Here is a 21941-nt window from a genome sequence, read left to right as displayed (position 1 = left end):
GGCACTTGTAAATCAGCCCCGACCAATCGCAGTTGGGAATGGAGAAAACGATGAGCCTTGGACTCGTAGGTCGCAAGGTTGGTATGACCCGTATCTTCACGCCTGAGGGGGACTCGATCCCCGTCACCGTGCTGGACGTGTCGGACAACCGCGTGACGCAGATCAAGACCGTTGAAACGGATGGTTATACCGCCGTTCAGGTTGCATTCGGTACTCGCCGCGCATCGCGCGTGACGAAGCCGTTGGCGGGTCACCTCGCCAAAGCCGGCGTTCAAGCCGGTGAAATCCTCAAGGAATTCCCCGTCGATGCAGCCAAGGCAGGTGAACTGTCGAATGGCGCTGTCATCGCAGCGGATATCTTCGAAGTCGGCCAGAAGGTTGATGTGCAAGGCACGTCGATCGGTAAGGGCTACGCCGGCACGATCAAGCGCTACAACTTCGCATCGGGCCGTGCATCGCACGGTAACTCGCGTTCGCACAACGTTCCGGGTTCGATCGGTATGGCGCAGGATCCGGGTCGAGTGTTCCCGGGCAAGCGCATGACGGGTCACCTCGGTGACGAGACCGTCACGGTCCAGAATCTCGAAATCGCCCGCATCGACGCCGAGCGCAGCCTGCTGCTCGTCCGCGGCGCTGTTCCGGGTGCGAAGGGCGGCAAGGTCTTCGTGACCCCGGCCGTCAAGACGCGTGCTGTGAAAGGAGCGAAATAATGGAACTTAAGCTCCTGAATGCCAATGGTCAGGAAGGCGCTGGCGTGAACGCATCGGACGTCGTGTTCGGTCGCGATTACAACGAAGCCCTGATTCACCAGGTCGTGATCGCCTATCAGGCGAACGCACGCAGCGGCAACCGCGCGCAGAAGGATCGCGAGCAGGTCAAGCACACCACCAAGAAGCCGTGGCGTCAGAAGGGTACGGGCCGCGCTCGTGCCGGTATGTCGTCGAGCCCGTTGTGGCGCGGCGGTGGCCGTATCTTCCCGAATTCGCCGGAAGAGAACTTCTCGCACAAGGTCAACAAGAAGATGCATCGCGCAGGTCTGCGCTCGATCTTCTCGCAGTTGGCTCGCGAAGGCCGTATCTCGGTGGTTGAAGAGCTGACGCTCGAAGCCCCGAAGACCAAGCTGCTGGCCGAAAAATTCAAGGCCATGGGTCTCGATTCCGTGTTGGTCATCACCGATACGGTCGACGAGAACCTGTACCTCGCGTCGCGCAACCTGGCCCATGTGGCCGTTGTCGAGCCGCGTTACGCCGACCCGCTCTCGCTGATCTACTTCAAGAAGATCCTGATCACGAAGGCTGCGGTCGCTCAGATCGAGGAGTTGCTGTCATGAGCGAAGTTCGCAAAAACGATCATCGTTTGATGCAAGTTCTGCTCGCGCCGGTGATCTCCGAAAAGGCGACGCTGGTTGCCGACAAGAACGAACAAGTCGTGTTCGAAGTCGCACCGGACGCCACGAAGCAGGAAGTCAAGGCTGCTGTCGAGCTGCTGTTCAAGGTCGAAGTCAATTCCGTCAACGTGCTCGTCACGAAGGGCAAGGCAAAGCGCTTTGGCCGCTTCAACGGCAAGCGCAAGGACGTGAAGAAGGCGTACGTCTGCCTGAAGCCCGGCCAGGAAATCAACTTTGAAGCGGAGGCCAAGTAATCATGGCAATCGTGAAAGTTAAGCCGACCTCGCCGGGTCGCCGCGCGATGGTCAAGATCGTCAACAAGGATCTGCATAAGGGCAAGCCGCACGCAGCGCTGCTCGACACGCAATCCAAGTCGGCGGGCCGTAACAACAACGGCCGTATCACCACGCGTCACCAGGGCGGTGGTCACAAGCAGCATTACCGTATCGTCGATTTCCGTCGCAACAAGGACGGCATCGCAGCGAAGGTCGAGCGTCTCGAGTACGACCCGAACCGTAGCGCGAACATCGCGCTGGTTCTGTACGCAGACGGCGAGCGTCGCTACATCATCGCGCCGAAGGGCGTGACGGTCGGCACGCAGCTGATGTCCGGTTCGGAAGCGCCGATCCGCGCGGGTAACACCCTGCCGATCCGCAACATCCCGGTCGGTACGACGATCCACTGCATCGAGATGCTGCCGGGCAAGGGCGCGCAAATGGCGCGTTCGGCTGGTACGTCGGCCATGCTGCTGGCTCGTGAAGGCGTGTACGCACAAGTGCGTCTGCGCTCGGGCGAAATCCGCCGCGTGCACGTCGAGTGCCGCGCGACGATCGGTGAAGTGGGCAACGAAGAGCACAGCCTCCGTCAAATCGGCAAGGCAGGCGCGAACCGCTGGCGCGGTATCCGTCCGACGGTGCGCGGCGTTGCAATGAACCCGGTCGATCACCCGCACGGCGGTGGTGAAGGCAAGACGGCTGCAGGTCGCGATCCGGTGAGCCCGTGGGGTACGCCGACGAAGGGCTATCGCACCCGTAGCAACAAGCGCACGACGACGATGATCGTCCAGCGCCGTCACAAGCGTTAAGGAGTAGGCAATGACACGTTCTGCTAAAAAAGGTCCGTTCTGCGACGCTCATTTGCTGAAGAAGGTTGAGTCGGCTGCATCGACGCGTGACAAGAAGCCGATCAAGACCTGGTCGCGTCGTTCGACGATTCTGCCGGACTTCATCGGTCTGACGATCGCTGTTCACAACGGCCGTCAACACGTTCCGGTGTATGTCACGGAAAACATGGTCGGCCACAAGCTTGGCGAGTTCGCACTGACCCGTACGTTCAAGGGTCACGCAGCCGACAAGAAGGCCAAGAAATAAGGGGCTATCAAGATGGAAGTGAAGGCAATTCATCGCGGTGCCCGCATCTCGGCGCAGAAGACGCGCCTTGTGGCTGACCAGATCCGTGGTCTGCCGGTCGACAAGGCGCTGAACGTTCTGACGTTCTCGCCGAAGAAGGCGGCGGGTATCGTCAAGAAGGTCGTGCTGTCTGCGATCGCGAATGCGGAACACAACGAAGGCGCCGATATCGACGAGCTCAAGATCACGAGCATCTACGTCGACAAGGCTGCTTCGCTGAAGCGTTTCACCGCACGCGCAAAGGGTCGCGGTAACCGCATCGAGAAGCAATCCTGTCACATCACTGTGACGGTCGGGAATTAAGGAGCCATACGATGGGACAGAAAATTCATCCGACTGGCTTCCGTTTGGCCGTCAGCCGCAATTGGGCTTCGCGCTGGTACGCGAACAACAACAATTTCGCGGCGATGTTGCAGGAAGACATCGGTGTTCGTGAATATCTGAAGAAGAAGCTGAAGAACGCTTCGGTCGGCCGCGTCGTCATCGAGCGTCCGGCGAAGAACGCGCGCATCACGATTTACAGCTCGCGTCCGGGCGTCGTCATCGGCAAGAAGGGTGAAGACATCGAACTGCTGAAGTCCGAGCTGCAAAAGCGCATGGGCGTTCCGGTTCACGTCAACATCGAAGAAATCCGCAAGCCGGAAACGGATGCTCAGCTCATCGCTGATTCGATCACGCAACAGCTCGAGCGCCGGATTATGTTCCGCCGCGCGATGAAGCGCGCGATGCAGAACGCGATGCGTCTCGGTGCCCAGGGCATCAAGATCATGAGCGCGGGTCGTCTGAACGGTATTGAAATCGCTCGTACCGAGTGGTATCGCGAAGGTCGCGTGCCTCTCCATACGCTGCGTGCGGATATCGACTACGCAACGTCGGAAGCGAAGACCACGTACGGCATCATCGGCGTGAAGGTGTGGGTCTACAAGGGCGACACCCTGGGCCGCAACGAAGCGCCGGTCGTGGAAGAAGTCGCGGAAGAAAAGCGTCCGCGCCGCAACGCACGTCCGGGTGGCGACCGCCGCCCGCGCCGTGACGGTGAAGGCGCTCCGGCTGGCGCGCGTCGCGGTGCACCCCGTCGCGCTGGCGGTGACGCGAAGACTGGAGAATAACGATGCTGCAACCGAAACGCAGAAAGTATCGCAAAGAGCAGAAGGGTCGTAACACCGGCAAGGCGACGCGCGGCAACGCAGTGTCGTTTGGTGAATTCGGCCTGAAGGCTATCGGTCGCGGCCGTTTGACCGCCCGTCAGATCGAAGCTGCGCGTCGTGCGATGACGCGTCACATCAAGCGTGGTGGCCGGATCTGGATCCGTATTTTCCCGGACAAGCCGATTTCGCAAAAGCCGGCCGAAGTGCGTATGGGTAACGGTAAGGGTAACCCGGAGTACTACGTCGCTGAAATTCAACCGGGCAAGATGCTGTACGAAATGGACGGTGTCACCGAAGAACTGGCGCGCGAAGCGTTCCGTCTGGCTGCAGCCAAGCTGCCGCTGAAGACGTACTTCGTCGTGCGTCAGCTCGGCGCCTAAGGAGTAAATGATGAAGGCATCTGAACTTCACCAGAAAGACCAGGCCGCGCTCAACAAAGAGCTGTCGGACCTGCTGAAGGCGCAATTCGGCCTGCGCATGCAACTCGCGACCCAGCAGCTCACCAACACGAGCCAGCTGAAGAAGGTCCGTCGCGACATCGCGCGTGTGCGCACCGTCATGACTGAGAAGGCGAACCAGAAATGAACGAAAGCGTAAAAACCTCGCTCAAGCGGACTCTGGTCGGCAAGGTCGTCAGCAACAAGATGGACAAGACGGTCACCGTGCTGGTCGAGCACCGCGTGAAGCATCCGATCTACGGCAAGTACGTCGTGCGCTCCAAGAAGTACCACGCGCATGATGACGCGAACACGTACAACGAAGGCGATCTCGTCGAAATCCAGGAAACCCGTCCGATTTCGAAGACGAAGGCCTGGGTTGTGTCGAAGCTGGTTGAAGCGGCTCGCGTGATCTGAAGCCGATTCTCGGCGATGCTGTAAGTAGTTGTATCGCAGTAAGTTTCGCTTGCAAGACCGAGATTGTTTGTTATAATCTCGGTCTTCCCTCTTTGTGGGAGCCCCGTCGCGGGCGAAATTGGTGGGGGAAGCCGGCTTGGGCGCCAGCCTGAGTCGACAGATTCACCGGATTGCGATGGCGGGTTTCGTCTGCCGTTGCTGCCTGTTCTAACCCAAGCAGCCATTTGGCTGACGGGACCAAGACTGACCGGCTGCGCCATGGTGGTGCAATCGGATTAAGTTGGGAAAGATAAACCATGATCCAGACCGAAACTCGGCTTGAAGTGGCCGACAACACGGGTGCGCGTGAAGTCATGTGCATCAAGGTGCTCGGCGGCTCGAAGCGTCGTTACGCAAGCATTGGCGACATCATCAAGGTGACCGTCAAGGAAGCGACGCCGCGCGGACGCGTGAAAAAGGGCGAAATCTACAACGCCGTGGTCGTTCGTACGGCCAAGGGCGTGCGTCGCCAGGATGGCTCGCTCATCAAGTTCGACGGCAATGCCGCCGTTCTGCTGAACACGAAGCTCGAGCCGATCGGCACGCGTATTTTCGGGCCGGTTACGCGTGAACTGCGTAGCGAACGATTCATGAAGATCGTTTCGCTCGCGCCGGAAGTGCTGTAAGGAGTCGCGATGAACAAGATTCGCAAGGGTGACGAAGTCATCGTCACAGCCGGCAAAGACAAGGGCAAGCGCGGTACCGTGCTCGTCGTTGCGGAAGACCGTGTGACTGTCGAGGGCATCAACCTCGTCAAGAAGCACGTGAAGCCGAACCCGATGAAGGGAACGACAGGCGGCGTGGAAGCCAAGTCGATGCCGCTGCATATTTCGAACGTCGCTTTGATCGACGCGAATGGCAAGGCGTCACGCGTAGGCATCAAGGTCGAAGACGGCAAGAAGGTTCGCTTCTTGAAGTCGACCGGCGCCACGCTCAACGCCTGACGCGGAGTTAAAAAATGGCTCGTCTGCAAGAGATTTACAAAGAAAAGGTTGTGCCGCAACTGGTGGAAAAGTTCGGCTACAAGTCCATCATGGAAGTGCCGCGTATCACCAAGATCACCCTGAACATGGGCCTTGGCGAAGCCGTCGCTGACAAGAAGATCATCGAAAACGCCGTGGGCGACCTGACGAAGATCGCCGGCCAGAAGCCGGTCATCACGAAGGCGCGCAAGGCAATCGCAGGCTTCAAGATTCGTCAGGGCTACCCGATCGGCGCGATGGTCACGCTGCGCGGCCAAGCGATGTACGAATTCCTCGACCGTTTCGTGACTGTTGCGCTCCCCCGTGTGCGCGACTTCCGTGGCGTGTCGGGCCGTGCATTCGACGGTCGTGGCAACTACAACATCGGTGTGAAAGAGCAGATCATTTTCCCCGAAATCGACTACGACAAGATCGACGCGCTGCGTGGGCTGAACATCAGCATCACGACTACCGCGAAGACTGACGATGAAGCAAAGGCGCTGCTCGCCGGCTTCAAGTTCCCGTTCAGAAACTGAGGTTACCGTGGCTAAACTGGCACTGATCGAACGTGAAAAGAAGCGCGCGCGCCTGGCAGCCAAGTACGCTCCGAAGCGTGCTGAGCTGAAGGCTGTGATCGACGACGCAAGCAAGTCGGACGAAGAGCGCTACCTCGCGCGTCTGGCGCTGCAACAACTGCCGCGTAACTCGAACCCCACTCGCAAGCGTAACCGCTGCGCGATCACGGGTCGTCCGCGTGGCACGTTCCGCAAGTTCGGACTCGCACGCGGCAAGATTCGTGAAATCGCTTTCCGCGGCGAAATCCCTGGCCTCACCAAGGCGAGCTGGTAATAGGAGAAACATAAATGAGCATGAGTGATCCTATCGCCGATATGCTGACTCGCATCCGCAATGCGCAGATGGTCGAGAAGGTTTCGGTGACTATGCCCTCGTCGAAAGTCAAGGTTGCGATTGCGCAGGTTTTGAAGGACGAAGGTTATATCGACGATTTCGCGGTGAAGGCTGAAGGCGCGAAGATCGAGTTGAATATCGCGTTGAAGTACTACGCCGGCCGCCCGGTCATCGAACGCCTCGAGCGCGTTTCGAAGCCTGGCCTGCGCGTGTACCGCGGTCGCAACGACATTCCGCAGGTCATGAACGGCCTCGGCGTTGCAATCGTGTCGACGCCGAAGGGTGTGATGACCGACCGCAAGGCGCGCCAGAACGGCGTCGGCGGCGAAGTTATCTGCTACGTCGCTTAACGCCTAAGGAGAAGAAACATGTCTCGAGTAGGTAAGAGCCCGATCGCGTTGCCGCAAGGCACCGAAGTGGCCGTCAAGGGCGACGTCATCACCGTCAAGGGCCCGCTCGGTACGATCTCGCAGCCGGCCAACAAGCTGGTGAGCCTGACGAACGAGAACGGCACGCTGCAACTCGCTCCGACGGATGAAAGCCGCGAAGCAAACGCGATGTCCGGCACGATGCGCGCCCTGGTGGCGAACATGGTGCAGGGCGTCACCAAGGGTTTCGAGCGCAAGCTGACGCTGGTTGGCGTTGGTTATCGTGCGCAAGCGCAAGGCGACAAGCTGAACCTGTCGCTGGGTTTCTCGCACCCCGTGGTGCACCAGATGCCGGAAGGCATCAAGGCTGAAACCCCGTCGCAGACCGAAATCGTGATCAAGGGGATCGACAAGCAGAAAGTCGGACAGACCGCGGCGGAAGTGCGCGGCTATCGCCCGCCGGAGCCTTACAAGGGCAAGGGTGTGCGCTATTCCGACGAGGTTGTGATCCTCAAAGAAACGAAGAAGAAGTAAGGGTGCGCAATCATGGATAAGACTCAATCTCGCCTGCGCCGCGCTCGTCAGACGCGTATCAAGATCGCTGAGCTGCAGGTTCCGCGTCTGGCCGTGCATCGCACGAATACGCATATCTACGCGCAAGTGTTCTCGGCATGCGGCACGAAGGTCGTGGCAAGCGCCTCGACGCTGGAAGCTGAAGTGCGTGCCGAACTGGCCGACAAGTCGGGCAAGGGCGGCAACGTCAACGCTGCGACCCTGATCGGCAAGCGTATCGCCGAAAAGGCCAAGGCAGCCGGCATCGAATCCGTCGCCTTTGACCGCTCGGGTTTCCGCTACCACGGCCGCGTGAAGGCGCTGGCTGATGCGGCGCGTGAAGCCGGGCTCAAGTTCTAAGGGAAGAATTCGTCATGGCAAAGATGCAAGCGAAAGTTCAGGCTGACGAACGCGACGACGGCCTGCGCGAAAAGATGATTTCGGTCAACCGCGTGACCAAGGTCGTGAAGGGTGGCCGGATTCTCGGCTTCGCCGCACTGACCGTGGTTGGCGACGGTGATGGCCGCGTCGGCATGGGCAAGGGCAAGGCAAAGGAAGTTCCGGTTGCCGTTCAGAAGGCAATGGAACAAGCCCGCCGCAACATGTTCAAGGTGCCCCTGAAGAACGGCACGCTGCAACACGAAGTGCACGGCAAGCACGGCGCCTCGGCAGTCCTCCTCGCTCCGGCGAAGGATGGTACTGGCGTGATCGCCGGCGGCCCGATGCGCGCCGTGTTCGACGTGATGGGCGTGCAAAACGTCGTGGCCAAGAGCCACGGTTCGACGAACCCGTACAACCTCGTTCGTGCCACGCTGGACGGTCTGCGCAAGCAATCGACGCCGGCTGACATCGCGGCGAAGCGTGGTAAGTCCGTCGAAGACATTCTGGGCTAAGGTGGTCACCATGTCTGAAAAAACTGTCAAGGTTCAGCTCGTGAAGAGCCTGATCGGGACCCGCGAAACGCACCGCGCTACGGTGCGTGGCCTCGGCCTGCGTCGTCTGAACTCGGTTTCCGAGTTGCAGGACACGCCGGCAGTGCGCGGGATGATCAACAAGGTCTCGTACCTCGTTAAGGTCATCGCCTGAGCGCGACCTACGGATCCAAGGAGTTGAACATGGAATTGAATAACCTGAAGCCGGCAGAAGGCGCGAAGCACGCAAAGCGTCGCGTCGGTCGCGGCATCGGTTCGGGCCTGGGCAAGACTGCAGGTCGCGGCCACAAGGGTCAGAAATCGCGTTCGGGCGGCTTTCACAAGGTCGGCTTCGAAGGCGGTCAGATGCCTCTGCAGCGCCGTCTGCCGAAGCGCGGCTTCACGTCGCTGACGAAGGAATTTGTCGGTGAAGTGCGCCTGGCCGATCTCGAAAAGCTGCCGGTCGACGAAATCGATCTTCTGGCGCTGAAGCAAGCAGGTCTGGTCGGCGAGCTCATCAAGAGCGCGAAGATCATCAAGACCGGCGAGATCACCCGCAAGGTTACGGTGAAGGGCCTGACGGCAACGAAGGGCGCCCGCGCTGCAATCGAAGCCGCTGGCGGCTCGTTCGCCGAGTAACGCGCTTTCGCCGTTACTAGCACTAGCATCGGAGAAGGTTCTTGGCTAACAGCCCGAGTCTCGCAAAAACCGGTCGAAGCGCGGCGAAATTTGGCGATTTGCGCCGGCGGGCAGTGTTCCTGCTGCTGGCGTTGATCGTCTACCGCATTGGTGCGCATATTCCGGTTCCCGGCATCGATCCGGACCAACTGGCGAAGCTGTTCCAAAGCCAGTCAGGCGGCATCCTCGGCATGTTCAACATGTTCTCGGGTGGCGCGCTTTCACGGTTCACGATCTTTGCGTTGGGCATCATGCCCTACATCTCGTCGTCGATCATCATGCAGTTGCTGTCGATCGTGTCGCCGCAGATGGAGGCGCTGAAGAAGGAAGGGCAGGCGGGGCAACGGAAGATCACGCAGTACACGCGGATCTTCACCGTGGTGCTCGCGACCTTCCAGGCGTTCGGTATCGCGGTTGCGCTGGAAAATCAGCCCGGCCTGGTACTCGACCCCGGCATGGTGTTCAGGCTGACGACGGTCGTCACGCTGGTGACGGGCACGATGTTCCTGATGTGGCTCGGTGAGCAGATCACGGAACGCGGTCTTGGCAACGGCATTTCGATCATCATCTTCGGCGGTATCGCGGCGGGTTTCCCGAACGCAATCGGTGGTTTGTTCGAGCTGGTTCGCACCGGTTCGATGAGCATCATCTCGGCGATCATCATCGTCGTGCTGATCGCGGCGGTCACGTATCTGGTCGTGTTCATTGAACGCGGTCAGCGCAAGATCCTCGTGAACTATGCGAAGCGCCAGGTCGGTAACAAGATTTACGGCGGACAGTCGTCTCATCTGCCGCTGAAGTTGAACATGTCGGGTGTGATTCCGCCGATCTTCGCGTCGTCGATCATCCTCTTCCCGGCAACCATCCTGAACTGGTTCAGTTCGGGTTCGCGCACCAACTGGTTCGCGAACACGCTGCACAACGTGGCCGAGGCCCTGAAGCCTGGTCAACCTGTGTACGTGCTGCTGTATGCGTTGGCGATCGTCTTCTTCTGCTTCTTCTACACCGCACTGGTGTTCAACAGCCGGGAGACCGCCGACAACTTGAAGAAGAGCGGTGCATTCGTTCCGGGTATCCGTCCGGGCGATCAGACTGCACGATATATCGACCGCATCCTCACGCGTCTGACGCTGGCGGGGGCGATCTACATCGTATTCGTGTGCCTGCTGCCTGAGTTTCTGGTGTTGCGCTGGAACGTGCCGTTTTATTTTGGTGGAACGTCGCTGCTGATCATTGTCGTCGTCACGATGGACTTCATGGCTCAGGTGCAGTCGTACGTTATGTCGCAACAATATGAATCGCTGCTCAAGAAGGCCAACTTCAAGGGTGGCAACGTCCCGATGCGTTGATTAGGACCATGGCCAAAGACGATGTTATCCAGATGCAGGGTGAGGTCATCGAAAACCTTCCCAACGCTACTTTCCGGGTGAAATTGGAAAATGGCCATGTCGTCCTGGGTCATATTTCCGGAAAGATGCGGATGCACTACATCCGCATCCTGCCGGGCGACAAGGTTACGGTTGAATTGACGCCTTACGATCTGTCTCGTGCGCGGATCGTGTTCCGGGCGAAGTGATTTGAAAAAAGGGTAATATCATGAAAGTGATGGCATCGGTTAAGCGCATTTGCCGCAATTGCAAGATCATCAAGCGCAAGGGCGTTGTGCGCGTGATTTGCAGCTCTGATCCGCGCCACAAACAGCGTCAAGGCTGAACGCCGCGCTTTTGCTTGCGCTTTTTGTTTGAGGAAAAACAATGGCTCGTATCGCAGGGGTTAACATCCCGAATCACCAGCATACCGAGATCGGCCTGACGGCAATCTTCGGCATCGGTCGCACGCGTTCGCGCGGCATCTGCACCGCCGCTGGTGTTGAATTTTCGAAGAAGGTCAAGGACCTCACTGACGCAGACCTCGAAAAGCTGCGTGACGAAGTGGGCAAGTTCATCGTCGAAGGCGATCTGCGCCGTGAAGTGACGATGAACATCAAGCGCCTGATGGACTTGGGTTGCTACCGCGGCATGCGCCATCGCAAGGGTCTGCCCCTGCGTGGCCAGCGTACGCGCACGAATGCCCGTACCCGCAAGGGTCCGCGTCGTGCAGCGCAATCGCTGAAGAAGTAAGCGGAACTGACAGTTACAGGAAAACGTAATGGCTAAGGCTTCGAACAACTCCGCGGCGCAACGCGTTCGCAAGAAGGTCAAGAAGAACGTCGCCGAGGGCGTGGTTCACGTTCACGCGTCGTTCAACAACACCATTATCACGATCACCGACCGTCAAGGTAATGCGCTTGCATGGGCAACCTCCGGTGGTCAGGGCTTCAAGGGTTCGCGCAAGTCGACCCCGTTTGCAGCCCAGGTCGCAGCCGAATCGGCAGGCCGTGTGGCAATGGAATACGGCGTGAAGAACCTCGAAGTGCGGATCAAGGGCCCTGGTCCTGGCCGTGAATCGGCGGTGCGCGCGTTGCATGGTCTTGGCATCAAGATCACCGCGATCTCCGACGTGACGCCGGTCCCGCACAACGGTTGCCGTCCGCCGAAGCGCCGTCGTATCTAAGTCGACGACGCGACCGCATGTTTCCTGTCGATGCGCGAGTATCGGCGGGTTTCGTGCGTTATGAAGTTTGACTAAGCCCACCGTTCGACCCAAAGGGTTCGGACTAGCGCAGATGGACGTTGCAGTGACGTCTGCGTGATCAATTTTTAAGGATGCAAAGTGGCACGCTATACCGGTCCCAAAGCCAAGCTCTCCCGCCGTGAAGGCACCGATCTGTTCCTGAAGAGCGCACGCCGTTCGCTCGCCGACAAGTGCAAGCTCGACAGCAAGCCCGGCCAGCATGGCCGCACCTCGGGCGCGCGTACGTCCGACTACGGCACCCAGTTGCGCGAAAAGCAGAAAGTGAAGCGTATCTACGGCGTGCTGGAACGTCAGTTCCGCCGCTACTTCGCTGAAGCCGACCGCCGCAAGGGCCCGACGGGCGAAAACCTGCTGCAGTTGCTCGAGTCGCGTCTCGACAACGTGGTGTATCGCATGGGCTTCGGCTCGACGCGCGCAGAAGCACGTCAGCTCGTCAGCCACAAGTCGATCATGGTGAACGGCCAGGTCGCGAACATCCCGTCGCTGCAAGTCAAGTCGGGCGACGTCGTGTCCGTGCGCGAACAGTCGCGCAAGCAGGCTCGTATCGTCGAAGCCCTGTCGCTGGCAGAGCAAGGCGGAATGGCGAGCTGGGTCTCGGTCGATGCAAAGAAGTTCGAAGGCACGTTCAAGTCGATGCCCGAGCGTAGCGACATCGCCGGTGACATCAACGAAAGCCTGATCGTCGAATTGTATTCGCGTTAATCGCGGCGGTAACGGATGGACAGCCGGGGAGCCTGATTGCTCGTGGCAAGAGGTGGCCTCGGCTGTTTATTTTCAGGTTGTCACCGGTCAGCCTTATCGGTGTAACGAGCCGAGGGTATTGAAAAGGAAAACCTATGCAAACCAGTTTGTTGAAGCCCAAGATCATTGCAGTTGAATCGCTTGGTGAGAACCACGCGAAAGTGGTTATGGAGCCGTTCGAACGCGGCTATGGCCACACCTTGGGTAATGCGCTTCGGCGTGTGCTGCTGTCGTCGATGATCGGCTACGCGCCGACCGAAGTGACGATCGCAGGCGTCGTGCACGAATACTCGACGCTCGACGGTGTGCAAGAGGATGTGGTCAACCTGCTGTTGAACCTGAAGGGTGTGGTCTTCAAGCTGCATAACCGCGACGAAGTCACGGTGACGCTGCGCAAGGAAGGCGAAGGCGTTGTTACGGCCGGGGACATCGAGCTCGCGCACGACTGCGAGGTCATCAATCCCGAGCACGTGATCGCTCACCTGTCGAAGGGCGGCAAGCTCGACGTGCAGATCAAGATCGAGAAAGGCCGCGGCTATGTGCCGGGCAACGTGCGCCGCTACGGCGAAGAGTCGGCCAAGATCATCGGCCGTATCGTGCTGGACGCTTCGTTCTCGCCGGTTCGCCGCGTGAGCTACGCAGTGGAAAGCGCGCGTGTCGAGCAGCGTACCGACCTCGACAAGCTCGTCATGAACATCGAAACCAATGGCGTGATCTCGCCGGAAGAAGCGATCCGCCAGTCGGCGCGCATTCTGGTCGATCAGCTGTCGGTGTTCGCGGCGCTGGAAGGCACGGAAGCGGCTGCGGAAGCGCCGTCGCGTGCACCGCAGATCGATCCGATCCTGCTGCGTCCGGTGGACGACCTCGAACTCACGGTTCGCTCGGCGAACTGCCTGAAGGCCGAGAACATCTACTACATCGGCGACCTGATTCAGCGCACGGAAAACGAGCTGCTGAAGACGCCGAACCTGGGCCGCAAGTCGCTGAACGAAATCAAGGAAGTTCTGGCTTCGCGTGGTCTGACGCTCGGCATGAAGCTCGAAAACTGGCCGCCGGCTGGTCTCGACAAGTAAGCACGAAGTCTCAAGCGTTACTGGCAAGGACGCGGATTTTCCTTTAAAATCCGCGTCTTGCTTTTTTGTCCGACCGGCCCGTGCTCCCCATCCGATGTCCCGGGGCGCAATAGAAGAGCTGGCTCTAAACTCGTTAAGGAACTCAAATGCGTCATAAGCATGGTCTGCGGAAACTGAACCGCACGAGCAGCCATCGTCTGGCAATGCTCCGCAATATGTCGAACTCGCTCATCGAGCACGAAGTCATCAAGACGACGCTCCCGAAGGCCAAGGAACTGCGCAAGGTCGTCGAGCCCCTCATCACGCTGGGCAAGAAGCCGTCGCTCGCGAACCGTCGCCTGGCGTTCAACCGCCTGCGCGATCGCGATTCGGTCACGAAGCTGTTCGACGTCCTCGGCCCGCGCTACGCAAACCGTCCGGGCGGCTACCTCAGCATCCTGAAGTTCGGTTTCCGCGTCGGCGACAACGCACCGATGGCACTGGTCCAGCTGATGGATCGTCCGGAAGTCGAAGAAGCTGAAGACGTGCAAGAAGCGGAATAAGCTTCGCTGCAGCACGTAGTCACACGAAAAGGCCAGGCTCACAGCTTGGCCTTTTTGCTTTTCGGCTGCGATCCGCTGCCTGCGCCCTCCCGGCTGCGGCTTTTCGGCGCGCCGGACGTTCGAGGTGGGCCTTTCCTCCCGATGCTACGATACGCAAGATGCCGCGTCGCCGTCCTGGAGTTACCGAGTGAATGTTCCCGTTGTCCTGATGCTGTCGACGCTGCCCGATGCCGCCGCCGCGGACACGCTGGCGCAAGCAGTACTTGGCGCACGTCTCGCCGCGTGCGTGACGAATCAGGGCGTCGTGGTCTCGCACTATCACTGGAAGAATGCGCTGGAAACCGCGCACGAGGTTCAGTTGCTGTTCAAGACGAGCGTCGCGCGGGCAGACGAACTGCAGCGCTTCGTGAGCGCCCATCATCCTTATGAAACCCCCGAAATCCTGGTCTGGCAGGTCGATGCATCGCCGGATTATGGCCAATGGGTCAACGCAGAAACGCAGCGCCCTATTCATGTTTGAGCTTCCTCGTTTCGTCGCGCGCCGGATCCTCGCCGCGTTCATGCTTCTCAGTGCGTTCGTGCTGCTGTCGGGAGGCGCTCACGCCGCTGACGACTTCCTCGATCCCTCCGTCGCCTTCAAGTTCAGCGCATCCGAGAAGCCTGGTGAGGTCGACGTGCGCTACAAGATCGCGGACGGCTACTACATGTACCGCGAGCGGTTCGCGTTTGCCGTGAAGAGCGGCGACGCGACGATCGGCACTGCGCAACTCCCGCCGGGAAAAGTCCACTTCGATCAAACGTTCAACAAGGACGTCGAGACGTATCGCGGCGAGCTGTCGATCCGCGTTCCCGTCACGCAGGCGAAAGGGCCGTTCGAGCTCGCGGTGACCTCGCAGGGATGCGCGGACCAGGGCATTTGCTATCCGCCGATGGAGAAAACGTATCGCGTGAAAGGCGATGCGCTCCAGCCGGCCGCAACCGCCAACGCACCGTCCACGGACACCCACACCTCCTGGTTCGAACGCGCGACGAGCGCCGACTATGCGCAGTCCATGCTGGAGGGCGGCGGCTTCTTCACGGTCGTCGGCTTGTACTTCCTGGCGGGCATGGTCCTGAGCCTCCTGCCGTGCTCGTATCCGATGATCCCGATTCTCTCCGCCATCATCGTCGGCGAGGGCGCGCGCGTGACGCGGGGACGCGGCTTCGCGCTGTCAGTGTCGTATGTGATCGGCATGGCGCTCGTCTATACCGTGCTCGGCATCGCGGCCGCGCTGGTCGGTCAGAGCCTCGGTGCGTGGCTGCAGAACCCGTGGGTCCTCGGCGCGTTCGGCGTGCTGCTCGCGGCGTTCGCATTGGCGCTCATCTCCGGAATGGACATCGCGCTGCCTGAACGCTGGCAGAGCGGCGTGAACCAGGCGTCGCAAAAGCGCGGCGGCGGCAAGTTCGCCGCCGTGGCCGTGATGGGCGCGCTGTCCGCGCTGGTCGTCGGCGCGTGCATGACGGCGCCGTTGTTTGCCGTGCTCGCCTTCATTGCGCATACGGGCAACGCGCTGCTCGGCGGCGCGGCGCTGTTCGCGATGGGCATCGGGCTCGGCGTGCCCTTGCTCGTGATCGGGCTCGGCGCGGGTTCGATCCTGCCGCGCGCCGGCGTCTGGATGGACGGCGTGAAGGTGTTCTTCGGCGTCGTGCTGCTGGCGGCTGCGCTGTGGATCGTCTGGCCGGTGCTCGGCGGCGCCGTGCAGATGTTGCTGGCCGCGCTGTGGCTATTGATCGCGGCGGCGGCGCTCGGACTGTTCTCACCGGGCGGCAACGTCCCGTCCGGCATCTGGAAGCGGCTCGGACGCGGCCTGGGCGCGGCGTTGGCGATCTGGGCAGCGACGCTGATCGTCGGCCTCGCCGCCGGCTCGAGCGATCCGCTGCGCCCGCTCGCCATACTGGCCGCGCGCGGCGATGCTTCAGCTGCCACGAGCGCGCAAACGGCGGGACCGATCTTCGCGCCCGTGCGTTCGTCGGCGCAACTGGATACGGCGGTGAAAGCGGCGGCGCGGCCCGCCATGCTCGATTTCTATGCCGACTGGTGCGTGTCCTGCAAGGAAATGGAGAAGCTGACCTTCTCCGATGCCCGCGTGCAAGCGCGCCTCGCACAACTCAATCTTCTGCGGGCCGACGTGACCGCCAACAACGCCGACGATCAGACCTTGCTCAAGCGCTTCGGTCTGTTCGGGCCGCCGGGCATCATCTTCTTCGACGCACAAGGCAACGAAGTCGCGCGGGTGGTGGGCTACGAATCGGCGGATACGTTCCTGAAGAGCCTCGACAAGCTCGGTCCGGCGAACGGATAAAAAAAAGAAGGGCGATGCCATCAAGCATCGCCCTTCTTTCATCGCGTCAGCACAGCGTTACTTCGACGCCCGCAGGATCCTCGCAGCATCGAGCGCGAAGTAGGTCAGCACGCCATCGGCGCCGGCGCGCTTGAACGCGAGCAGCGCTTCCATCATGACCTTGTCGTGATCGATCCAGCCGTTCTGCGCGGCCGCCTTGATCATCGCGTACTCGCCGCTGACCTGATACGCATACGTCGGGAAGCGGAACTCGTCCTTCACGCGACGCACGATATCCAGATACGGCATGCCTGGCTTGACCATCACCATGTCCGCGCCTTCCTCGATGTCCATGCGCACTTCGCGCATGGCTTCGTCGGTGTTGGCCGGATCCATCTGATACGTCATCTTGTTGCTCTTGCCGAGATTCGCGGCGGAGCCCACGGCGTCGCGGAACGGACCATAGAACGCCGACGCGTACTTCGCGGCGTAGGCCATGATGCGCGTGTGAATGTGGCCGTCGCTTTCGAGCATCTCGCGAATCGCGCCGATACGGCCGTCCATCATGTCCGACGGCGCCACGATGTCCACGCCCGCCTCAGCCTGCGTGCGCGCCTGCTCGACGAGAATCTCGCTGGTCTCGTCGTTCTTCACATAGCCTTCTTCGTCGAGCACGCCGTCTTGGCCGTGGCTCGTGTACGGGTCCAGCGCGACGTCGGTTAGCACGCCGAGCATCGGGAAGTTCTTCTTCAGCTCGCGGACGGCGCGCGGGATCAGGCCTTCGGGATTGGTGGCTTCGCGGCCGTCGAGCGTCTTGATCGACGGCTCGATCGCCGGAAACAGCGACAGCACCGGCACGCCCAGTTCGACGCATTGCTCCGCGACCATCATCAGCAGATCGACGGACGTGCGTTCGACGCCGGGCATCGACGGCACGGCCTGACGCTCGTTCGTGCCTTCGACGATGAATACGGGATAGATGAGGTCGTTCGTGGTGAGGATGTTCTCGCGCATCATGCGACGCGAGAAGTCATCGCGGCGCATGCGGCGCGGGCGATGATGGGGATAGAAGCTCATGTCTTGACTCGAGTGAGTGATCTGCAGAGGATGCCAAAAAGCGGCTTCGAAAACGTGTAAATCCTTGTCAAACAAGCACTTGGGCACGTCTGAAACCGTTCCCGGTCAATGGTATATCATACCGATCGAGCGAGGCGCTTGTCGCTAGACTCCCCGCTTCTCCTCCCTGAGCGGGCGCCTGTCGAGATTCGATCAGGCTGTTAACCCGCCGTCATGCGGCGGGTTTTTTTATGTTCGGGCGTGCGCCCGTTGCATCATTCCGGCGTGCTTTCCTGCGTGTTCTCACCCGCTTCCTCGGGCATCAGCCAGCTTTCGATCAGTTCATGCGCTTCATCGAGGCCGGTGCGCTTGAGCGCGGAGAAAAGCTGGACGCTCAATTCGCCGCGATAGCCCGCATCCCGATACTCCGCGAACGCCTTCTTGGTGGCGCGCAGCGTATTGGTCATCTCCTGTCGCGTCAATTTGTCGCATTTCGTGAGCAGGGCGTGGATCGGCTTTCCGGTGGGCGCAAACCAGTCGATCATAATGCGATCCAGCTCGGTCAGCGGCCGGCGCGAGTCCATCATCAGGATCATGCCGCGCAGCTGGGCGCGGCTTTGCAGATAGGTAGACAGCAGGCGTTGCCAGTGTTCCTTCGCGGCGCCGGGCACTTCGGCATAACCGTAGCCCGGGAGATCGACCAGATAGGCCACCGGCGCGGCCTGCGGCCCGATGGCGAAGTAATTGATATGCTGCGTGCGCCCGGGTGTCTTGCTCGCGAAGGCGAGCCGCTTCTGGTTGCACAGGATGTTGATGGCCGTCGATTTACCGGCGTTCGAGCGTCCGCCGAATGCGATTTCGGGCTGCGGCGTGGGCGGCAGATCGCGCAGATGATTGACGGTGGTAAAGAAGCGGGATTGGTGAAGCAGGAATGACATGGGCGGGTTCCATCGAAGAAGCTGCGAAAACCAAAGCCTTGAGAACCCGGCAAATACTGGGCATGCCCCGACTGGCGTCTTTGCGTGCAGCGGGTTATTGTACAATACGACGGATTTTTGAAGATCAGCACGGGCACGCAAGACCCAAGCCGCAAGCGGCACCCACAGCTTTTATGGGATCGGAGCGAGACACACTGGAGGCGTTCTGGCGCCTCATCGTTCGGCGAGTTCGGGACTCTTGCGGCGACCATTGATCGCCGTCGTTTTTTGCAGAACCTCACATTCTCACAAGACGAAAAACAGGGTACGCGAATGAACCGACTGTACAGGTCTCTGGTGGTGATTCGGGCAGCGGCGGCTTTCGGTGCAGGTTTGAGTGGTCTGGCGGTATCGATGTCAGTGAACGCGGCGGAGCCCGCGCAGCCGGCCAAGCCGGATGTCACGAGGGGGCAGGCCATCGCCACGCAGGTGTGCGCGGCATGTCACGGGGCCGACGGCAACAGCGCCGGCGCGGCGTTCCCGAAGCTCGCGGGGCAGCACGCCGAGTACATCGTCAAGCAGTTGAAGGATTACAAGACGCAGCCGGGCGCGAAGGCGCCGGCGCGTAACAACCCGATCATGGCAGGCATTGCAGGCGCGCTGTCGGATCAGGACATGTTGAACGTCGCAGCCTACTTCTCGCAACAGAAGGCCAAGCCCAATTACGCACGCGACAAGAACGACGTCGCGCTGGGTCAGAAGATCTATCGCGGCGGCATTGCGGACAAGGGCGTACCGGCCTGTGCCGCGTGTCACGGCGCCACGGGCATGGGCATTCCGGTGCAGTATCCGCGGCTGTCCTGGCAGTGGGGCGATTACACGGTCGCGCAGTTGAACGCGTTCGCATCGGGACAACGCGCCAACAGCGAGCCCATGCACCAGATCTCCTCCCGCCTGAATGAAGCGGAGATGAAGGCGGTGGCGGACTACATCGCCGGGTTGCATTGATCGCGAGAAGCGATCGCCACTAAACGCGCAGCAGTCAGCGTCCAGCGGTTCCCAGCGCGCAAGACGGGAATCGCCCATACTACGAAGCCGGTCCCGGACACGTCCGAGAAGACCGGCGCGAAAACAAGAAAAAGGGTGGGACGTCGGTCTGACAGACCGTCAGCGTCTCCACCCTTTTTTGCTGTCCAGCCGGAGTTTGAATGAGCGTCACCACATCGGGAATGCAGTCGAAGTCGAGTCGCCGCGCCGTCAGGCATTTCGTCGAACTCGTGAGTTCGATGCGCTTCGCCATCGCCTTGCTGGTCATCCTGGCCATTGCGAGCATCATCGGCACGGTGCTCACGCAGGACGACCCGTATCCCAACTACGTCAATCAGTTCGGCCCGTTCTGGGCGGACATCTTCCGCGGCCTCAGCATCTACACCGTGTACAGCGCATGGTGGTTCATGCTGATCCTGATCTTCCTCGTGATCTCGGTGTCGCTGTGCGTGATCCGCAACGGCCCGAAGATGATCGCGGACATCAAGAGCTGGAAGGACCGCGTACACGAAGGCGGCCTGCGCGCGTTCCATCACAAGGGCGAATTCACGGTGCGGGCGGATCGCGCGCACACCGCGGCCACGCTCGAACGCCTCTCCGCGAAGATGGGCTACCGCACCGTCACGCGCCAGACCGACACGGGCGCCACGCTCATCGCCGGCAAGCGCGGCGCGATGACGAAGATCGGCTACATTTCAGCGCACCTCGCGATCGTGGTGATCTGTCTCGGCGGCCTGCTCGACAGCAACCTGCCCATCCGCCTGCAAATGTGGATGTTCAACAAGTCGCCGATCAACAGCAACGCGGTCATCAACGACATTCCCCCCGAGCATCGCCTGTCCACGTCCAACCCGACCTTCCGCGGCTACGCGTGGGTGCCGGAAGGGCAGTATGTCGGCACGGCCATCCTGAACCAGCCGGAAGGCTCGGTGATCCAGGACCTGCCGTTCTCCATCCAGCTGAACAAGTTCATCGTCGATTACTACTCGACCGGCATGCCGAAGCTGTTCGCGAGCGATATCGTCGTGATCGATCACAAGACGGGCAAGCGCATCCCGGCGCGCGTCGAGGTGAACAAGCCCTTCACCTACGACGGCATCTCGATCTATCAGTCGAGCTTCCAGGACGGCGGCTCGAAGCTCGACATGACCGCGTGGCCGATGACCGGCAGCAGCGCGAAGACCGAGCCTTTCACGGGCACGATCGGCGGCACGGCGCCCATCGGCACGCAGTTCAAGGGCGCGCAGGGTGAAACGGTCGAGTTCACGGATTTCCGCGCCATCAACGTCGAGAACATGACGGACGGCAACGGTGCTCCGGACGCGCGCGGCGTCGGCAAGAAGGAAACGCTGCGCGATGCCTTCGACGAACGCCTGGGCTCCGGCGCGAAGACGTCCCGGCCGACCGACCTGCGGAACATCGGTCCGTCGGTGCAATACAAGGTGCGCGGCACGGATGGCCAGGCGCGCGAGTACAGCAACTACATGCTGCCGGTCGATGTCAGCGGCCAGCAGATGTTCCTTGCCGGCATGCGCCTGAGCCCGAACGATCCGTTCCGCTACCTGCGCATTCCCGCCGACGAGCAGGGCACCGTCAAGCAATGGATGGACTTGCGCGCGGCGCTCGCGAATCCGGCGACGCGGACCGAGGCGGCGCAGCGCTTCGCGCAGCGTTCGGTGCCGCAGGAAAATGTCGAGCTGCAGAAGCATCTCGAGGAGAGCGCCATCCGCGTGCTGAACCTGTTCGCGGGCGCGGATGAGTCCGGCAAGGCTGCTCCGAATCCGCAGATGGTTGGCGGTTTCCAGAGCATCGCGGGTTTCATCGACAAATCGGTGCCGAAGGCTGAACAGGAGAAAGCCGCGGGTCTGCTGATGCGCATGCTCGAAGGCGCGATGTGGGACGTCTGGCAGATTGCCCGCGAGCAGAACGGCCAGCCGGCCGCCAAGGTGGACGAGAAGAACAGCGCATTCATACAGTCGTCGATCAATGCGCTTTCCGACAGCTTTCTGTACGGTTCTCCGGTCTTCCTGCAACTGGACACCTTCAAGCAGGTGCAGGCTTCGGTATTCCAGTTGACGCGCGCGCCGGGTAAAAATCTGGTGTATCTTGGCAGCCTTCTGCTGGTAGTCGGCATTTTCTCGATGTTTTACGTGCGCGAACGGCGCCTGTGGTTCTGGCTCAAGGACTCGGGGCAGGGCGGCGCCAGCGTGCTGATGGCGATGTCCACGGCGCGCCGCACGTTCGACTTCGAGAAGGAATTCGTGCGCACCCGTGCGCGGATTGCCGCAGCGCTCGACGCCCAACCCGCCGCGCCGACTGACGCGGCCCCGCCATCGGATGCGTCCGGGCATTCGCAATCTGAGACATCGAGCTCGGAAGTTTCAACACGGTAA

General features: G+C 60.7%; 34 protein-coding genes. 32 read left to right on the top strand and 2 right to left on the bottom strand.

The genetic code is table 11. The features are described 5' to 3' along the window. Window positions 1-50 precede the first annotated feature (50 nt). The 30 genes from rplC (at window position 51) to dsbD (ending at window position 16549) form a co-directional block, all read left to right on the top strand. Window positions 51-710 carry a 50S ribosomal protein L3 gene (gene rplC, locus QCE83_RS12635; protein ID WP_309810389.1) on the top strand — a complete coding sequence of 220 codons (660 nt, stop codon included), beginning with the start codon at window positions 51-53 and terminating at the stop codon, window positions 708-710. Further along, window positions 710-1330: a 50S ribosomal protein L4 gene (rplD, locus tag QCE83_RS12630; protein WP_309810386.1), complete on the top strand. Its 621-nt coding sequence runs from the start codon at window positions 710-712 to the stop codon at window positions 1328-1330. Before rplC ends, rplD begins: the two co-directional genes overlap by 1 nt. Next, on the top strand, window positions 1327-1641 hold the full coding sequence (gene rplW, locus QCE83_RS12625; protein ID WP_035967599.1) for a 50S ribosomal protein L23: 315 nt from the start codon (window positions 1327-1329) through the stop codon (window positions 1639-1641). Before rplD ends, rplW begins: the two co-directional genes overlap by 4 nt. Window positions 1642-1643: 2 nt before the next feature. Then, window positions 1644-2471 (top strand): 50S ribosomal protein L2, encoded by an 828-nt coding sequence (gene rplB / locus QCE83_RS12620; protein WP_309810383.1) that lies wholly within the window; start codon window positions 1644-1646, stop codon window positions 2469-2471. Window positions 2472-2481: 10 nt separating this feature from the next. Further along, window positions 2482-2757 (top strand): 30S ribosomal protein S19, encoded by a 276-nt coding sequence (rpsS, locus tag QCE83_RS12615; protein ID WP_035967602.1) that lies wholly within the window; start codon window positions 2482-2484, stop codon window positions 2755-2757. A gap of 12 nt (window positions 2758-2769) precedes the next feature. Beyond that, window positions 2770-3099, top strand: coding sequence for a 50S ribosomal protein L22 (gene rplV / locus QCE83_RS12610; protein WP_007730533.1), 330 nt, complete (start codon window positions 2770-2772; stop codon window positions 3097-3099). Window positions 3100-3110: 11 nt separating this feature from the next. Then, window positions 3111-3905, top strand: coding sequence for a 30S ribosomal protein S3 (gene rpsC, locus QCE83_RS12605; RefSeq protein WP_087049856.1), 795 nt, complete (start codon window positions 3111-3113; stop codon window positions 3903-3905). Between the two features lie 2 nt (window positions 3906-3907). Beyond that, window positions 3908-4324, top strand: coding sequence for a 50S ribosomal protein L16 (rplP, locus tag QCE83_RS12600; protein ID WP_309810379.1), 417 nt, complete (start codon window positions 3908-3910; stop codon window positions 4322-4324). A gap of 10 nt (window positions 4325-4334) precedes the next feature. Beyond that, window positions 4335-4529 carry a 50S ribosomal protein L29 gene (rpmC, locus tag QCE83_RS12595; protein ID WP_309811713.1) on the top strand — a complete coding sequence of 65 codons (195 nt, stop codon included), beginning with the start codon at window positions 4335-4337 and terminating at the stop codon, window positions 4527-4529. After that, on the top strand, window positions 4526-4798 hold the full coding sequence (gene rpsQ / locus QCE83_RS12590; RefSeq protein WP_309810376.1) for a 30S ribosomal protein S17: 273 nt from the start codon (window positions 4526-4528) through the stop codon (window positions 4796-4798). Before rpmC ends, rpsQ begins: the two co-directional genes overlap by 4 nt. A 296-nt stretch (window positions 4799-5094) precedes the next feature. Next, entirely contained in the window at window positions 5095-5463 is a 369-nt protein-coding gene (gene rplN / locus QCE83_RS12585) for a 50S ribosomal protein L14 (protein WP_006998478.1), read from the top strand. Window positions 5464-5472: 9 nt separating this feature from the next. Further along, window positions 5473-5781: a 50S ribosomal protein L24 gene (gene rplX / locus QCE83_RS12580; RefSeq protein ID WP_309810373.1), complete on the top strand. Its 309-nt coding sequence runs from the start codon at window positions 5473-5475 to the stop codon at window positions 5779-5781. A 14-nt stretch (window positions 5782-5795) separates the two neighbouring features. Then, a complete protein-coding gene (gene rplE / locus QCE83_RS12575) occupies window positions 5796-6335 on the top strand; it encodes a 50S ribosomal protein L5 (RefSeq protein ID WP_087049859.1) in 540 nt (179 codons plus the stop codon). 7 nt (window positions 6336-6342) lie between these two features. Next, window positions 6343-6648, top strand: a complete 306-nt coding sequence (rpsN, locus tag QCE83_RS12570) for a 30S ribosomal protein S14 (protein WP_008343864.1) — start codon at window positions 6343-6345, stop codon at window positions 6646-6648. Between the two features lie 14 nt (window positions 6649-6662). Then, entirely contained in the window at window positions 6663-7058 is a 396-nt protein-coding gene (gene rpsH / locus QCE83_RS12565; RefSeq protein WP_035506756.1) for a 30S ribosomal protein S8, read from the top strand. Between the two features lie 18 nt (window positions 7059-7076). Then, the gene (rplF, locus tag QCE83_RS12560) at window positions 7077-7610 is read left to right on the top strand and encodes a 50S ribosomal protein L6 (protein WP_309810367.1); all 534 of its coding nucleotides are present in this window, start codon (window positions 7077-7079) and stop codon (window positions 7608-7610) included. 12 nt (window positions 7611-7622) lie between these two features. After that, window positions 7623-7988 carry a 50S ribosomal protein L18 gene (rplR, locus tag QCE83_RS12555; RefSeq protein WP_008343872.1) on the top strand — a complete coding sequence of 122 codons (366 nt, stop codon included), beginning with the start codon at window positions 7623-7625 and terminating at the stop codon, window positions 7986-7988. 14 nt (window positions 7989-8002) lie between these two features. Continuing rightward, window positions 8003-8521, top strand: coding sequence for a 30S ribosomal protein S5 (rpsE, locus tag QCE83_RS12550; protein ID WP_061170928.1), 519 nt, complete (start codon window positions 8003-8005; stop codon window positions 8519-8521). A gap of 10 nt (window positions 8522-8531) precedes the next feature. Beyond that, complete coding sequence (rpmD, locus tag QCE83_RS12545) at window positions 8532-8714, top strand: 50S ribosomal protein L30 (RefSeq protein ID WP_050454145.1); 183 nt, start codon at window positions 8532-8534, stop codon at window positions 8712-8714. A 29-nt stretch (window positions 8715-8743) separates the two neighbouring features. Then, window positions 8744-9178 carry a 50S ribosomal protein L15 gene (rplO, locus tag QCE83_RS12540; protein WP_087049863.1) on the top strand — a complete coding sequence of 145 codons (435 nt, stop codon included), beginning with the start codon at window positions 8744-8746 and terminating at the stop codon, window positions 9176-9178. Window positions 9179-9219: 41 nt separating this feature from the next. Continuing rightward, complete coding sequence (secY, locus tag QCE83_RS12535) at window positions 9220-10566, top strand: preprotein translocase subunit SecY (protein WP_309810356.1); 1347 nt, start codon at window positions 9220-9222, stop codon at window positions 10564-10566. A gap of 8 nt (window positions 10567-10574) precedes the next feature. Next, window positions 10575-10793, top strand: coding sequence for a translation initiation factor IF-1 (infA, locus tag QCE83_RS12530; protein ID WP_004521905.1), 219 nt, complete (start codon window positions 10575-10577; stop codon window positions 10791-10793). 20 nt (window positions 10794-10813) lie between these two features. Further along, window positions 10814-10930, top strand: coding sequence for a 50S ribosomal protein L36 (rpmJ, locus tag QCE83_RS12525; RefSeq protein ID WP_004199844.1), 117 nt, complete (start codon window positions 10814-10816; stop codon window positions 10928-10930). A gap of 41 nt (window positions 10931-10971) precedes the next feature. Further along, window positions 10972-11337: a 30S ribosomal protein S13 gene (gene rpsM / locus QCE83_RS12520; RefSeq protein WP_008344037.1), complete on the top strand. Its 366-nt coding sequence runs from the start codon at window positions 10972-10974 to the stop codon at window positions 11335-11337. 28 nt (window positions 11338-11365) lie between these two features. Beyond that, a complete protein-coding gene (rpsK, locus tag QCE83_RS12515; RefSeq protein WP_006052224.1) occupies window positions 11366-11770 on the top strand; it encodes a 30S ribosomal protein S11 in 405 nt (134 codons plus the stop codon). Between the two features lie 159 nt (window positions 11771-11929). Next, window positions 11930-12553, top strand: a complete 624-nt coding sequence (rpsD, locus tag QCE83_RS12510) for a 30S ribosomal protein S4 (protein ID WP_309810351.1) — start codon at window positions 11930-11932, stop codon at window positions 12551-12553. 134 nt (window positions 12554-12687) lie between these two features. Next, window positions 12688-13665, top strand: coding sequence for a DNA-directed RNA polymerase subunit alpha (locus tag QCE83_RS12505; RefSeq protein ID WP_008344045.1), 978 nt, complete (start codon window positions 12688-12690; stop codon window positions 13663-13665). 146 nt (window positions 13666-13811) lie between these two features. After that, window positions 13812-14207 carry a 50S ribosomal protein L17 gene (rplQ, locus tag QCE83_RS12500; protein WP_309810348.1) on the top strand — a complete coding sequence of 132 codons (396 nt, stop codon included), beginning with the start codon at window positions 13812-13814 and terminating at the stop codon, window positions 14205-14207. A 187-nt stretch (window positions 14208-14394) separates the two neighbouring features. Next, entirely contained in the window at window positions 14395-14727 is a 333-nt protein-coding gene (gene cutA, locus QCE83_RS12495) for a divalent-cation tolerance protein CutA (RefSeq protein WP_309810346.1), read from the top strand. Then, on the top strand, window positions 14720-16549 hold the full coding sequence (dsbD, locus tag QCE83_RS12490) for a protein-disulfide reductase DsbD (RefSeq protein WP_309810343.1): 1830 nt from the start codon (window positions 14720-14722) through the stop codon (window positions 16547-16549). The genes cutA and dsbD overlap by 8 nt, the downstream gene beginning before the upstream one ends. A gap of 57 nt (window positions 16550-16606) precedes the next feature. On the opposite strand, the gene hemB is transcribed toward dsbD, so the two are convergent. Beyond that, window positions 16607-17605 carry a porphobilinogen synthase gene (hemB, locus tag QCE83_RS12485; protein ID WP_309810340.1) on the bottom strand — a complete coding sequence of 333 codons (999 nt, stop codon included), beginning with the start codon at window positions 17603-17605 and terminating at the stop codon, window positions 16607-16609. 254 nt (window positions 17606-17859) lie between these two features. Then, the gene (yihA, locus tag QCE83_RS12480) at window positions 17860-18522 is read right to left on the bottom strand and encodes a ribosome biogenesis GTP-binding protein YihA/YsxC (RefSeq protein ID WP_309810338.1); all 663 of its coding nucleotides are present in this window, start codon (window positions 18520-18522) and stop codon (window positions 17860-17862) included. A gap of 312 nt (window positions 18523-18834) precedes the next feature. Between yihA and QCE83_RS12475 the strand changes: the two genes are divergently transcribed. After that, entirely contained in the window at window positions 18835-19509 is a 675-nt protein-coding gene (locus QCE83_RS12475; RefSeq protein WP_309810335.1) for a c-type cytochrome, read from the top strand. A gap of 200 nt (window positions 19510-19709) precedes the next feature. Then, on the top strand, window positions 19710-21941 hold the full coding sequence (locus QCE83_RS12470) for a cytochrome c biogenesis protein ResB (RefSeq protein WP_309810333.1): 2232 nt from the start codon (window positions 19710-19712) through the stop codon (window positions 21939-21941).

Origin of the sequence: Caballeronia sp. LZ034LL (assembly GCF_031451215.1) — a bacterium.
Taxonomy (GTDB): Bacteria; Pseudomonadota; Gammaproteobacteria; order Burkholderiales; family Burkholderiaceae; genus Caballeronia.
The sequence above is the reverse complement of the archived record's forward strand: the minus strand, read 5'-3'. Positions and strand labels throughout refer to the sequence as shown.

Coding starts and splice junctions, on each gene's coding strand:
- rplC (WP_309810389.1), top strand. CDS start 51: ATGAGCCTTGGACTCGTAGGTCGCAAGGTTGGTATGACCCGTATCTTC.
- rplD (WP_309810386.1), top strand. CDS start 710: ATGGAACTTAAGCTCCTGAATGCCAATGGTCAGGAAGGCGCTGGCGTG.
- rplW (WP_035967599.1), top strand. CDS start 1,327: ATGAGCGAAGTTCGCAAAAACGATCATCGTTTGATGCAAGTTCTGCTC.
- rplB (WP_309810383.1), top strand. CDS start 1,644: ATGGCAATCGTGAAAGTTAAGCCGACCTCGCCGGGTCGCCGCGCGATG.
- rpsS (WP_035967602.1), top strand. CDS start 2,482: ATGACACGTTCTGCTAAAAAAGGTCCGTTCTGCGACGCTCATTTGCTG.
- rplV (WP_007730533.1), top strand. CDS start 2,770: ATGGAAGTGAAGGCAATTCATCGCGGTGCCCGCATCTCGGCGCAGAAG.
- rpsC (WP_087049856.1), top strand. CDS start 3,111: ATGGGACAGAAAATTCATCCGACTGGCTTCCGTTTGGCCGTCAGCCGC.
- rplP (WP_309810379.1), top strand. CDS start 3,908: ATGCTGCAACCGAAACGCAGAAAGTATCGCAAAGAGCAGAAGGGTCGT.
- rpmC (WP_309811713.1), top strand. CDS start 4,335: ATGAAGGCATCTGAACTTCACCAGAAAGACCAGGCCGCGCTCAACAAA.
- rpsQ (WP_309810376.1), top strand. CDS start 4,526: ATGAACGAAAGCGTAAAAACCTCGCTCAAGCGGACTCTGGTCGGCAAG.
- rplN (WP_006998478.1), top strand. CDS start 5,095: ATGATCCAGACCGAAACTCGGCTTGAAGTGGCCGACAACACGGGTGCG.
- rplX (WP_309810373.1), top strand. CDS start 5,473: ATGAACAAGATTCGCAAGGGTGACGAAGTCATCGTCACAGCCGGCAAA.
- rplE (WP_087049859.1), top strand. CDS start 5,796: ATGGCTCGTCTGCAAGAGATTTACAAAGAAAAGGTTGTGCCGCAACTG.
- rpsH (WP_035506756.1), top strand. CDS start 6,663: ATGAGCATGAGTGATCCTATCGCCGATATGCTGACTCGCATCCGCAAT.
- rplF (WP_309810367.1), top strand. CDS start 7,077: ATGTCTCGAGTAGGTAAGAGCCCGATCGCGTTGCCGCAAGGCACCGAA.
- rplR (WP_008343872.1), top strand. CDS start 7,623: ATGGATAAGACTCAATCTCGCCTGCGCCGCGCTCGTCAGACGCGTATC.
- rpsE (WP_061170928.1), top strand. CDS start 8,003: ATGGCAAAGATGCAAGCGAAAGTTCAGGCTGACGAACGCGACGACGGC.
- rpmD (WP_050454145.1), top strand. CDS start 8,532: ATGTCTGAAAAAACTGTCAAGGTTCAGCTCGTGAAGAGCCTGATCGGG.
- rplO (WP_087049863.1), top strand. CDS start 8,744: ATGGAATTGAATAACCTGAAGCCGGCAGAAGGCGCGAAGCACGCAAAG.
- infA (WP_004521905.1), top strand. CDS start 10,575: ATGGCCAAAGACGATGTTATCCAGATGCAGGGTGAGGTCATCGAAAAC.
- rpmJ (WP_004199844.1), top strand. CDS start 10,814: ATGAAAGTGATGGCATCGGTTAAGCGCATTTGCCGCAATTGCAAGATC.
- rpsM (WP_008344037.1), top strand. CDS start 10,972: ATGGCTCGTATCGCAGGGGTTAACATCCCGAATCACCAGCATACCGAG.
- rpsK (WP_006052224.1), top strand. CDS start 11,366: ATGGCTAAGGCTTCGAACAACTCCGCGGCGCAACGCGTTCGCAAGAAG.
- QCE83_RS12505 (WP_008344045.1), top strand. CDS start 12,688: ATGCAAACCAGTTTGTTGAAGCCCAAGATCATTGCAGTTGAATCGCTT.
- rplQ (WP_309810348.1), top strand. CDS start 13,812: ATGCGTCATAAGCATGGTCTGCGGAAACTGAACCGCACGAGCAGCCAT.
- dsbD (WP_309810343.1), top strand. CDS start 14,720: ATGTTTGAGCTTCCTCGTTTCGTCGCGCGCCGGATCCTCGCCGCGTTC.
- hemB (WP_309810340.1), bottom strand. CDS start 17,605: ATGAGCTTCTATCCCCATCATCGCCCGCGCCGCATGCGCCGCGATGAC.
- yihA (WP_309810338.1), bottom strand. CDS start 18,522: ATGTCATTCCTGCTTCACCAATCCCGCTTCTTTACCACCGTCAATCAT.
- QCE83_RS12475 (WP_309810335.1), top strand. CDS start 18,835: ATGAACCGACTGTACAGGTCTCTGGTGGTGATTCGGGCAGCGGCGGCT.
- QCE83_RS12470 (WP_309810333.1), top strand. CDS start 19,710: ATGAGCGTCACCACATCGGGAATGCAGTCGAAGTCGAGTCGCCGCGCC.